General features: G+C 26.5%; 10 protein-coding genes. 3 read left to right on the forward strand and 7 right to left on the reverse strand.

Annotated elements, in window-relative coordinates:
- Positions 1-10: 10 nt before the first annotated feature.
- The gene (locus JXZ90_RS01925; protein ID WP_205848095.1) at positions 11-490 is read right to left on the reverse strand and encodes a hypothetical protein; all 480 of its coding nucleotides are present in this window, start codon (positions 488-490) and stop codon (positions 11-13) included.
- Positions 491-523: 33 nt separating this feature from the next.
- Between JXZ90_RS01925 and JXZ90_RS01930 the strand changes: the two genes are divergently transcribed.
- From JXZ90_RS01930 to JXZ90_RS01940, 3 genes are read left to right on the forward strand one after another with little or no spacing between them, the layout of a single operon-like run.
- Positions 524-1,432, forward strand: coding sequence for an RluA family pseudouridine synthase (locus tag JXZ90_RS01930; protein ID WP_205848096.1), 909 nt, complete (start codon positions 524-526; stop codon positions 1,430-1,432).
- Between the two features lie 54 nt (positions 1,433-1,486).
- Positions 1,487-2,509 (forward strand): hypothetical protein, encoded by a 1,023-nt coding sequence (locus JXZ90_RS01935; protein ID WP_205848097.1) that lies wholly within the window; start codon positions 1,487-1,489, stop codon positions 2,507-2,509.
- Positions 2,510-2,559: 50 nt separating this feature from the next.
- Complete coding sequence (locus JXZ90_RS01940; protein WP_205848098.1) at positions 2,560-3,168, forward strand: ribonuclease HII; 609 nt, start codon at positions 2,560-2,562, stop codon at positions 3,166-3,168.
- A 40-nt stretch (positions 3,169-3,208) separates the two neighbouring features.
- On the opposite strand, the gene JXZ90_RS01945 is transcribed toward JXZ90_RS01940, so the two are convergent.
- From JXZ90_RS01945 to JXZ90_RS01970, 6 genes are all read right to left on the reverse strand, one after another.
- Entirely contained in the window at positions 3,209-3,838 is a 630-nt protein-coding gene (locus JXZ90_RS01945) for a hypothetical protein (protein WP_205848099.1), read from the reverse strand.
- Positions 3,839-3,980: 142 nt separating this feature from the next.
- Complete coding sequence (locus JXZ90_RS01950; RefSeq protein ID WP_205848100.1) at positions 3,981-4,592, reverse strand: FMN-dependent NADH-azoreductase; 612 nt, start codon at positions 4,590-4,592, stop codon at positions 3,981-3,983.
- Positions 4,593-4,742: 150 nt separating this feature from the next.
- Positions 4,743-7,895, reverse strand: a complete 3,153-nt coding sequence (locus tag JXZ90_RS01955) for an NPCBM/NEW2 domain-containing protein (RefSeq protein ID WP_205848101.1) — start codon at positions 7,893-7,895, stop codon at positions 4,743-4,745.
- Positions 7,896-7,907: 12 nt separating this feature from the next.
- On the reverse strand, positions 7,908-9,167 hold the full coding sequence (gene trpB / locus JXZ90_RS01960; protein ID WP_205848102.1) for a tryptophan synthase subunit beta: 1,260 nt from the start codon (positions 9,165-9,167) through the stop codon (positions 7,908-7,910).
- 643 nt (positions 9,168-9,810) lie between these two features.
- On the reverse strand, positions 9,811-10,944 hold the full coding sequence (metK, locus tag JXZ90_RS01965) for a methionine adenosyltransferase (RefSeq protein WP_205848103.1): 1,134 nt from the start codon (positions 10,942-10,944) through the stop codon (positions 9,811-9,813).
- Positions 10,945-11,148: 204 nt separating this feature from the next.
- Complete coding sequence (locus JXZ90_RS01970; protein ID WP_205848104.1) at positions 11,149-13,131, reverse strand: rhodanese-like domain-containing protein; 1,983 nt, start codon at positions 13,129-13,131, stop codon at positions 11,149-11,151.
- Positions 13,132-13,296: the final 165 nt, after the last annotated feature.

Here is a 13,296-nt window from a genome sequence, read left to right on the forward strand (position 1 = left end):
ATAGCTGACCTTATTTTTTTTGCTCCATATAAATTGTTTTTCTAATTTTGTTACATAAGAAAATATTTTTTAATGATATAGATTTATTAAATTCTAAATCTTCTAATATATTTCTAATAGATTGATTATCTTGATCTAATTGAAGAAAATCATTTAAATTATTAAATAATAAGTTCTTATATTTTTGTGTCAATGTGCCCAATATTATATATATAAACAATACCATTGCACCACCGCACAATAATATTGTTCTATAATTTGGCATTAAAATATTTTTTCAATAAAACACCATAACAAGAGATATCATTCCTATTAGTAACAGTAATGAGAATGAAAAAAATATAATTAAAAAGAGTTGATAAACTTTAGAATTTTTTAAGGCATTTTTAAGATTGTTATCTTGCTCTCTTTTAACTTTTTCTAAATCAATAATTTCTTTATTATTATCATCAACAATGTTTTTGTTGTTATTTTTGTTATTTATTTCCATATTAAAATATTATAAATCATTATAATAAATATTATGCTTGAACTAGAAGTTAAATATAAAGAACGAATTGACAAATATATTAGTGATAATAGTGAAATTAGTCGAAACGATATTAAAGAATTAATTAAAGAGGGGGCAGTTTATATTGCAAATAATGTCCCTGTTTTGAAGCCAAACTACATTGTTAGAGAAGGTACAAAAATCAAAGTAGTTCGTCTAATAGATAAAGAAATTAAAATGGAACCAATTAAAATGGAGATTAATAAAGTTTATGAAGATGATGATTTAGTTATTATTGATAAACCGAGTGGTCTAGTAGTACATCCAGCACCAGGACATCATAGCGATACATTAGCAAACGGACTTTTATATCATTATAAAAAACTAAGCAATGAAAATGGTTTATTGAGACCAGGAATTGTACATAGAATAGATAAGGATACCAGTGGATTGTTGATTATTGCAAAAAATGATAATACACATCGTAAACTTGTTGAAATGCTAAAAAAACATGATATAAAACGGTCATATATTGCTATCTGTGACGGTGTTTTAGAAAATAATTTCACCAAAATTAATTTACCAATTAACAGAAATAAAACAAATAGAAAAACTATGGCTGTAGATAAAGACGGAAAAGAAGCTATTACAAATGTGACTTTACTTAAAACTTTTTATCTAGATAAATCACCAATGTCTTTAATTAAATGTGACTTAGAAACAGGAAGAACTCACCAAATAAGAGTTCACATGTCATATATAAAACATCCTATTTATGGAGATAGTGTTTATTCGAAGTATGTTGATGAATTTAATCAAAGATTGCATGCTTTTAAAATAGAATTTACTCATCCTATTTCAAATAAAAACATAATAGCTTATAGCAAAATTCCTGAACAATTCAACATAGTTGATTATGATTGAGATCAATTAAAAAAATAAATATATGCAATATTAGTATAATTTACATTATTATATATATTAAAGAAAGGCAATATGAATAATTACAATAAAGATTTTTTAAAGTCAGAAAATACACAAGAACTATGAGATAAAAATAAAAAGCAATTTAGTTTCTTTATATGAGGAACTATTGCTACATTTATTTTCTTAATTGTGTTCGCATTAGTAAATGTTGGTTTACTCTTATTTTTTAGAGATACTATAGTTACAAAACAAAATAGCTTAGGAGACAAAGCGGGAGTACAAGATACATTCCAATGGCCATTTGGTTTTTGATTAGTGGTTTCTGTGCTTTCAATTATTTCACTAGTTAGTTTTTTGATAAGTTTCATTAAATCAAAACAACAAAAAAACTATTCAACATTAAATACTCTTGCAACCTATTTCATCTCACTAACAACATTTGCACTATTTGTTTTCTCATTTAATTTCCTATTTAGGATAAATGAAAATTTTGTTTTTCATGAAAAACTACTTTATGGAATTAAAATTTCGGGTGCTGTTATTCTAATAATTTTATGGTTTGCTTTTGTACGCTTTATAAAATTGATTAAAGCGGCATTTATAAGAGCAGCCCAAATTGAACAATTTAAGAAGATGGCAAGTGATCCTAATTCATTTTTAAAAGAAATATTCGGAAATACAGGTTTATTTAACAATATAAATTCTGAAACGGAAAATAGTAACAATGATTCATCAGAAGATAATTCAAAACAAAAAGATGATAAATCATCAAAAGAAAATGATTCAAGTGAAAGAAAAGAAAAATTTGATAAATTAGTTAATCTTCCTAATGAAAAATTATTTAGAGCAGCTAAACAATTATATATTTCTGGCTATGAAAGCATGACTAAGGAAGAATTAGCTAATAAAATTCTAGATACTATTGAACAAGAGAAAAAGAGAAAAGAATTTAAGGAACAACAAAAAGAACAAGAAGACTCTAATGTTACTGATGCTAATTCAAAAGAAGATTCTACTAAAGTATCTAAAAATCCTTTAAATGATGATAATAAAAAGCAAAACAAAGATAAAAAAGAAGATGATAAAAAATAATTTAAATTAATAGGTTAAGCCTATTAATTTTTATTTTGTAAAATAATAATATGTTAAATTACGAAAAAGAACTTTATAGTAAACATAAACTAATCGCTGGATTAGATGAAGCTGGAAGAGGATGTTGCGCAGGTCCACTTGTTGTTGCTTGCGCAATAATGCCTAAAGACTATACTAATAATACAATTAACGATTCTAAACAAATGTCTCCTAAACAAAGAAATACTGCCTTCGATGATATTATTAAAAATGCTACAGAGTATTCAATAGAAATAATCTCTAATAAAGAGGTAGATAATTTAAATCCAAAACAAGCTTCAAGAATAGGAATGGTTAAATGCTTAAATAAACTACATAATAAACCTGATTTAATAATTACTGATTTTGAAAAAATAGAGTTCAATAACATAAAAGTTATAGACCTTATTAAAGGTGACTCTCTTAGTTTTAATGTTGCTTGTGCTTCTATCTTAGCTAAGGTAACAAGAGATAATATTATGAAGCAATATGCCCTTGAATACCCTGGCTATGGCTTTGATAAACATAAAGGTTACTGTACAAAAGCCCATAACCTAGCAATGGAAAAATTCGGAATTACAAAAATACACAGACTTACATATAGAAATGTAGAAGAAATAATTAATAAAAATAAGAAATAGAATTGTGACACCCGCAGTATAAACTTAACTTATATCTTATTTATTTAGATTGCTCAAATTTTAGTACTACCTCATACTTAAAGAGTTCATCAATTTGACTTGTGTCATATTTAGTAGTAAATATAGATACAATATCTCTGAGCTTTTCAAAATATAATTCAAAATCTTTAGTGTTTAAATCATTTTTTAGTGACAACTTAAACAAAACGCCCTTATAATATTTGTATTTTCCATTAACAAAATTACTAATATATTTAGCTATATTTACACAAGGATAATTATCGACAAGTTCATCCGGTAAATTTAATTTGTAAATAATATTTTTAGTTCATTCAATACCTTTTTTAAAAATATGAAAAACAAGCGGATAAATAGCTAATACTCCAGATACATATTTAGAAATTTGCTCTCCTGACAATAATAATTTTCAAATCATTGCCGGTATTATAAGTAATAAAGAATATGAAATTATACTTATAAATACTAAAAAAATATTAACGCTTTTAACCGTACGCGAATGTTCAATTTTATGTTTACTATTTATTATTTTTTTATAAATATTAAGATTTAACACCATTATAAATTCATCGAAAGAATGAATTTTTTTATCAATGCTTATATTTAATGTTTTTAATTGTTTCTCAATTTGTTTTTTAGATCTTTTGATCATAAAATCTCCTTTTGAATATTTTTATTTTTAAAATTAATTTATGCCCACTTATTAATTTTGACTTATTTGTGATTTAAAATAAATTAAAAATGACACTTTTGAAAAATGCCATTTTTAATTTAATACAATTAATAAATATTTTTTAAAACTTATTAGCTATTTTTTTAATTGCGGGTTCATTTTCTTTAAGTATTTCATCATGTGTCATTTTATTATATGGTTCAACTTTTGTTCCATTTATAGAAATAGTTTCAACTTTTTTAGCTCCTAAAAATTTAAATGTTCCTTCAAGCATTTTTACATGATTACCAAATTCATATCACCCTGTTGGCGCACCTTGCGTCCCAACAATAATTACATTCAAGTTATCTAGTAGACCTATAGCGCCACCTTTTTTAGAATATTTATAACTAAATGTTTTATCAGCCACACAAATCGCATCAATAAAATTCTTAACTAGAGATGAATAATTAAAATTGATCATAGGTGTATTAATTATTAATACATCAGTGTTTTTTAACATATTGATTCATTCATCAGAATTTTTTTGAAAAAAATCAGTTTTAAAATTATTAGAATTTAATGAGTTTGTTGATGCTGAAGTATCATTTAAATCTAAAACACTAATATATGATTTTGGATGAGAATCGATTAATTCTTGTACTATAGCTGAATTTACTTTTCATGATAATGATTCTAATCCATTAACACTACCGTTAACTGTTAATATTTTTATTGGTTTCTTTTCTGCCATATTTATTCTCCTATCAATAATTTTTTATTAATTAATTATATATACTCAATCACATAATTTTAAAAGTATTTGATTTTTTTTAATTTATATTTTGATCATAATAAAAACTACATTTTAGTTTAGTAGTTTTTATTGTTGTTTATTTTTTAATTATTTGTAGGTAAATAATTCTAATCCTTTTGCTGAAAGCCATTTATTCATTGTTGAACCATGTGTCTTAGTAGCAACTAATTTTAGATATTTAATTTTATTTGTGTAATTAGTTTTAATTCTAGATTTTGAAGAATTTCTATCGAGTGTAAAACTAGATATCTTATGTCAATTAATCTTATCGTCACTATAATATAAGTCACCTTCTAATAAGGTTCCGTTGCCGCCCGAAGATTCGTATTCAATTTCAGCAATTTTAGTTCTCTCATTTAAAGTTCAAATAATGTGCTTTTTGTCATCTCCACCTCAATGAGTGTGGAAGAATGTTCTAGGATCAGAATCAAATGCATATTTGCCATATTGGTTTCTTCCTCATCTTGTTTCTTCAGAACTAGTTTCACCCGAATATTTGTCATTTGGTATATAAACTAAGTTGTCTCCAGGATTTGCTTTTGTAAGTTGTTTTTCAATTATTTCTGAAGATAAATAATGTGCTGAGGCTTTTTTTCTTAAAAACACTGTTTTAGTTTCGCCAACACTTAAATTAAATTTATAGTTTGCTAAATCTTGTCATGTTTGTTTGTCAAAAGATCATTCATATTTATCTATGTTTTTTCCAACAAAAGAACCATCATATTCATTAACAATTAATTCATTTTCAACATTTTCATATTTCTTAATGTCGATTGTAAATGTTTCGTTTGTACCATTGATACCTAAAATAATATTATTGGTTTCATTAATTTTTTCTAAATCTTTACTTGTTAAAGTATAGATTCTATCACTAGTAATTTTGAATTCAGCTCCGCCATCAAAACTAATTCTAAATTGATTAGATCCAGTAAATTTTTCGTTGAATATAATTTTATTAGCATTAGGTCCATCAAATGAAAATTTTCCAAGTGTGTCATCGACTTCGCCAGAGAAAAATGAATTGGCTTGATGTTTTATTATGTAATCATTTTTGGTACCTTCGATATTAGCGTCTTCTTTTAATTGTTTATTTAATAGATTAGTTAGCTCGAATTGTAAGGTTTTATCTCCAATTATTGAAATAATATATTTAACCATATATGCATATGGGAAAGGATATGTCTTTAAATTAGATAATACTTTTTTTCCAAATTCGACTTTTTCATAGTCGTTTTTGTCTTTGTAAACCATTAGCATATCATACAATGTTTTATAATTAGCCTTATATTTTTTAAGGGAATTATTTAATATTGATAAATATTTTAACTCGTCATTTTTAAAGTATGTGTTAGCTAAATATCTTAAATTTTCCGACTCATAATAATCATCATAATTTATTAAGGCATCCTCTGCTAATAAAATAAAATTAACATTCCCGTGTTTTTTTGGTACTGTTATATCCCATCTAGAACTTGTTAGATTTAACGGCATTCTTTCGCCCTTATTTGCTGTAGATCACCCTCCAACATTGTTATCTAATGATCATATACCATTTCCTCTATAGTTTAGATAAGCGGCATGACCTGGCTGACCAACAACAGTTGATGGTAATCCAAGCGCTGAAGTCATTGCTGACCCTAATTTAGATATTCCACCACACACTTGTCCAACTTCAATTCCTACTCAAGCTTTATATAAGCCATTATTTTTTATTCCAAATTTAGTTAAATTTCATTTTTTATCCATTCTAGCAAATTCTTCTTTTGCTTTTTCTGAATCTGGATTATTTAATTCAAATTTTTTAAAATAATCATGGTGAGCAGCAGGAGTTGTATATGGCATATAGTCATATCCGCCAATTGATAATTTACCATTGAAACCATGTAGGCGACGTCCATAATAATTTAATCAATTTATTTCTTCATCATTCATTCAAGTATTAAAAATTCATCTCATGTGCTCAATTGTTAAATTATCAAATACCTTAACATTTAATTTTCTATGAAAAATATTTTTTGATAATTGATCTTCAATTACTTTAATTCTATTATTAATATCTTCTGATTGTCTTTTGCTTAATTTAGATAAATCATTGTTTTTTAATTCAGATAAATATTCAATTTGATCTTGCTTATCATTTTCATTATGCAACTTTTTAAATAGTGAATATCTAACAATTGGATCAGATATTGTTTGAGGTTGTCTTCATCAATCCATAACATCATTTACGTAAACTAAAGAAATAGAAATAGCCATTTTTTTATAAACTGTTTTTAAAGGAATGCCTGAAAGCGGATCTTTGTCATTTACTATAAAATCGCCTTTAAATTTAGAATAAATTTTACTTAATATCTTAAGTGACTTAATTCATTGTGAAGAACTATTTGATCCATCTAAATCTCCACCATTTGCATAAAGTTCAAGAGCTTCATCATCACCTAATAATCACTCAACTGTTTCCTTTATATCGTTAAAATGCATTAAATCATTCAGCCTATTTTCACCAATTCTATCCACGATGATTTTCTTAAAAATAACTTTTTTATAACTTGATACATCATCAATTGATGAGAATAATTTATTTTTTATTTCGGTTTCATCACCTTTAGTTATTGACTTAATATTTGAAACCGGTTCATCTAAATTTAATTCATATTTTTCTTTATAAAAATAAGCATTGCCAAAAGATGCATGATCTCACCCATCATTACCATTTGTATCAATTTCAATTTTTAAGAAATTCATATTCTTAATATTTAATTTAGCAAAACCGGCTTCAGATGTTCCTTTGTAGACTTTTTTATCATCAAGTAATTCAGTTCACTCCTTGTTATCTTTGCTTCCATAAAATCTAAATTTAATACCATTACCATGATCTTGCTTAGAAGCATCAACGCCAAAATATGTTGAAAAATAGTCAAAATTCTTGTTCTCAATATTTAAGATTACAGTATTAACATTTCTTTTGTTGTCAATATTACTTCCGGCGTGTGTACCAAAACCATTAACAAATTCTCTTTCTTTTCCTTTGACAATTAATTTAATCAAATCATTACCAAATGATGTGTTGCGCTTAAATTCTTTATTTGAAGTAACGTTTTGATTTTGCATATCACTTACAAACAATACGTTTAGTTCATCGCTTTTTTTATTGTTTCAAAAACATGAAATAGCCATAGCAGGAGTAATTGATTGCACTGCGAGACCTGCTAAAATTATTTTTCTTATATTTTTTTTCATACACTAATTTCCTTATTTTTTTATTTTAGATATATTCTTTTCATTAAACTCATTGATTTCATTTTGATATTCATTAAATATGTAGTTTAAATCCTTATCGCCACGACCTGATAAAGTAACTAAAATATCTATTTCTTTTTCTTTATTTTCCCTTGCGTATTTGATTGCATACGCTAGAGCATGAGATGATTCTATTGCAGGAATAATTCCTTCTCTACAACACATTAATAAAAATGCTTCAATGGCTTCTTTGTCATTAATATTTGTATATTCTACCAAATTATTATCTCTTAAAAAAGCATGTTCAGGTCCAACTCCAGGATAATCTAGACCCGGAGCTATTGAATAAACTGGGGCAATAGAATCTTTTTCATCTTTTAAAATAACTGACTTAAAACCATGCAAAACACCAACTTGCCCAAAAGCCAATGTTGAGGCATTATCACCTATTTTTGGGCCTTTACCAAGTGGTTCAACACCAACTAATTTAGTGGTTGATCCAATATATGGTATAAAAGATCCAATTGAATTAGAACCACCGCCTACACATGCAACAACCATATCTGGAAGTTTATTATATCTTTTTGTAAATTGTTCTCTTGATTCCTCTCCAATTACTAATTGAAAATCCCTAACCATTTTAGGAAATGGATGAGGGCCAACAACTGAACCAATACTATATAATGCATCTTTATATTGATCTTTATAAGCTCTAAAAGCAGAATCAACTGCCTCTTTTAAAGTTTGCTCACCTTCAGTGACTTCAACAATTTTGGCTCCTAGAATCTTCATTTTATCAACATTAGGTTTTTGTTTCTTAATATCCACGGCACCCATATGTATTTCACATTCTAAGCCAAAATGAGCAGCTGCAATAGCAACTGATGAACCATGACTTCCTGCTCCAGTTTCAGCGATAAGTTTTTTCTTTCCAATCATTTTTGCAAACAAGGCTTCAGCCATGCAATGATTAGTTTTGTGTGAACCATTTTCATTTTGATCTTCACGCTTAATGTGAATTCTTACCTTACCAATTGATTCACTTAAATTTTTACAATAATAAATTCCGGTTGGACGTCCTTGAAAATCTCTTCTAAGTTCCTTAAGTTGTTTTTTAAAATCTTCTTGATTTGAAATTGCTTCATATTGATCTGCTAATTCAGAAAATATATTAGTGAGTTCATCATCTAAATATATACCGCCATATTCTCCAAAATAACCATCTTTTGTAGGATATTTTTTTAAGTATTCTTTAACTTTTTTATCAAGCATATTGCTCCTTAATGTATTTATTAAAATAATTTAAAAAATTTAGATATATAAATTTTATTAATTAATATCAATATTAATAATAATATTTAGTTAAGTAATCAAATATTTAATATTTATAAATAATAAGAATGCAATTATATAGTAAAAAAATATTCAACTCTTGGATATCTAACACTATTTTTAATTATACGACTTGGTATAAAGGTACTTAAAGGCTAAAAAAACGGCATAAAGGACAGGCGGACAAGGCAAGATCTCATTATATTATTAGTTGCAAGTAAGTTTAAGGATGAAAACTATAAGATAGTTCTTCAGCACATTATATAGTCGAAGACATAGAAGTCGATATAGATTTAATTCAAAAAGAATTTGGTAATAAAATTGCTGATGCTGTAAATACAATAACTAAGCGACAAGGTGAGGAATATTATACATACCTAGAGAGAGTTAAAGCAAACCCTAGTGAATTTAAATATGAATCATAATTTCGATTTATCTAGATTAAAAGCAATAATAGATGAAAAAGCTAAAATTAGAGTAAAAAATATCTAAAAGGTATCGCTTATTTATTAGAAAAATAGTGCTTCTTTTATATAGCTTATATGATAATAATAAAAAAACAGCTTTTATTTATTTGCTGTTTTTATTTGTTTTTAAAAAAATTCTTAATATCCTCAACTTTATTAAGTCTTTCTCATGGAAGATCTAGGTCATCTCTTCCAAAATGTCCATAATATGAAGTTGGTGCATATTTTGTTTCTTTTAATTTTAATTCACTAATAATTCCGTCAGGAGTTAAGTTAAAAAGATCTTGAATACATTTGACTATTTCAACATGAGGGTATTTGTTGGTATCAAATGTTTCAACATATATTGAAACTGGTTCAGAAACACCAATTGCATAACTTACTTGTAATTCAATTTTATCTGCTACATTAGCAGCAACTAAATTTTTAGCAATCCACCTCAAAGCATAAGCTGCAGAACGATCAACTTTAGAAGGGTCCTTACCACTAAAAGCTCCACCACCATGCCTTGCAAAACCGCCGTATGTGTCAACAATTATCTTTCTGCCTGTTAAACCAGTATCGCCAATTGGGCCACCTATTACAAATCTACCTGTTGGATTAATTAATATTGTTCTAGGTTCTTCAAGATTATATTTTTTAAGAACATCAATAATTAAGTTTTTGATATTTTGTTTATAAATTATGTCATCATAATCTTCTTCGTGTTGAATTGACATCAATACTGTATCAACGACTATATGTTTTTTATCGCTATAATCTATTGAAACTTGAGCTTTCATATCACTCTTAGATCATTTCAATTCACCACTTAATCTTCTCTTATCTGCTTCTTTGATTAATGCATTAGCTAAAGTTATTGGGAGCGGCATATATTCTTTAGTTTCGTTTGTCGCAAAACCGAACATAATACCTTGGTCACCTGCACCGGTTGGTCCTTCACTTCTAGAAACACCTTGATTTATATCAGGACTTTGGATTTTTATATCTTGAACTATTTTTAATTGATCACTAAATTGCCCAGCTTTTTTTAAAACATTTATTGCAATTTGTTGACAATTCACCTTAGCTTTTGAATTAACCTCTCCCGCAATAATTAAATAATTTCCAGTAGCCATAGTTTCAATAGCTACATGTGAATTTTTGTCTTGCTCTAAAAAAGCATCTAAAATTGAGTCCGATATTTGATCACATATTTTATCTGGGTGACCTTGACCGACACTTTCGCTTGTAAATAATATCTTTCGCATAAAAAATCTCCTTCAGTTTTTTAATTAAAAACATCAGGAGTTATATGTTTTAACATGTTAGACAATTCAAAATTGCCCCTCACTATCCACCTTATTTAACAACAGGTTGGCATGCGTCTTAGCTAGCTAGGCTCGGCACCTCATGATGTTTTGAATTATTATAATGCAGTTAAATTAAAAATCAAAATTTTTAGTTTGCACTTTTTATTTTGTTTTATTTTCGTCAAGTGTAGAGATAGTATCTTTAACTACATCTACTATAGTTTGAGCTAAAAAGTAATTTGAACCAAATGCATATGTTAGATTGTATTCCTTATCTAAAACATATCCTTGTGGTACAGAATGTGAATACTTATTAAACACATTAACATTTCAATCAGATTTATATGGTTGAAATATTTCTTTGTCGATTTTATCTATAGAACTGTTGTTTTGGGCAAATCAATTAATTCCACCATCAGTTAATAAATCTATAAAATTGGCATATTTTAGCGGGTTGTTATGAAAAAATTTTAAAGCATAAGCACAATAACCGCAATGCGTAGAACCATACATTAAAACGGTTGGATTATCATTTTTAGGTAAAACTTCTTTAAGAGGAACTAAATCTCCATTGCTTTTATAAACCCTAAATTCTGAAACATTCAAGCCATATAGTTTATCCATTGCATTTCAATCACGTTCTTTTAAATATTGTATTTTATCTTTTTCTGTTTTCTTTCTTTGTTCAAGAGTTCTATATTCGTTTTTGAATATTGATTCTTCTTGATTATTAACTTTACCCTCATTTTCAGAATCATTTTCATTAGGTTCAATATTTAATTTTTTAGTTATTTTTATATCAAATGTTTTATCTAAAACATCAATAAAGTCTTGTTCAAAATTATTTTCACTTAAACTGTCAATTGCATTAACAACATTGCCAAATTTATTAACTAACAACATTTTTGGTGTTGTTGAAAAATTAAATTTTGTTTTTCAAATTAAATCTTTATTATCTAACAAGGAATTATCTAATTCAGAAGAGATATTCATTTCCTTGAAGGATTCTTTAGATAAAGATAAAAACTCATCAACATTATCACTAACTGAAGTTAATATTTTTACATAATTAAACTTGCTTAAATCAAATTTACTTAAAGTAACAAGACAATTCATACATGAAGAACAAGTTGGCGAAGCAAATAAAACAATTGTGTTTTTTTCTTTATCTACTAAATTATCTATTGTTTTTTCTTCTTTTTGAATATTTGTTGCTTTGTATTGAAAAACATTATGACCAAAATTATTTCTTATAAAATCTTCATTAACTTCTAATGAAGGATGTTTAGAAATATGATCATATGCTCCTTTAGATTTGTAAGCTTCAAATTCTGGATTAGTTGATGGAGATTTAGAAATAGAAAATTTAAATAAGGCATCATTTGTGTTTGTTAATTTTTCACATTTTATTCAAAGAGAATATTGTTTATTCTCTTGAAGTGTTAATCCTTCTCCAAAAATAGATTTAAGAGAGGTTGAAAATTTATTTTGAAATACTTTACTATCTTTTGCAATAAGATTATCATTTTCATCTTTTAATTCAAATGTAAATTCAGATTCTGTTATATTAGAACCATCTAGATTCACCAAAAATTCAACATCATCCGATATTAAAAAAGTATTTTTATTTGATGAAATAGATAATGTTTTCTTGTGGGCATTAACATTTATAACCGGTTTATTTTCATGCAACCATTTTGTAATTCCGCCGTCCATTCAATAAACTTTTTCAAATCCTAATTCTTTCATTATGTTGGCCGCTGCGTGTGATCTATTTTGGGTGCGGCAATAAACTAAAAAAGTTTTCTTTTTGTTTAATTGATTAATAAGCCTTTTGAAATCAGGATTTCTATAATCAATATTAATCATTCCATCGATATATTGTTCATCAAGTTCACCCTGAGTTCTAACATCTAGCAAAACAAAATCATCATTATTTTTATTTTTAGCTATTATTTCTTGAGCTTCATCTGTACTAACTGATTTTATAAAATTGGTTGAACTATTACTCTTATCAAGTGGATCTACTATTTTTTTAGAGTTGCCCTTTTTATCATTAGAACAACTACCTGATAATGCAATAGGAACAATAGATAGCAATGATATGGGGGCTATACTTAATAATTTTAAATTTCATCTACTCATAATTTTCACCTCGTATTAAAAGATTTTTTAAATTGTTTATAGTCAACAATTGATAAAAAATTATACATAAATTTAAAATAAAAAACATTCATATTTTTTTATGCGGCGCATTATCATAAATGTAGCAAAAAAAGAAATACAATTTAAAATTTAATACACTTTTAA

The organism is Mycoplasma sp. Mirounga ES2805-ORL (assembly GCF_017084445.1).
In the GTDB taxonomy this organism is placed as follows: domain Bacteria; phylum Bacillota_I; class Bacilli_A; order Mycoplasmatales; family Metamycoplasmataceae; genus Mycoplasmopsis.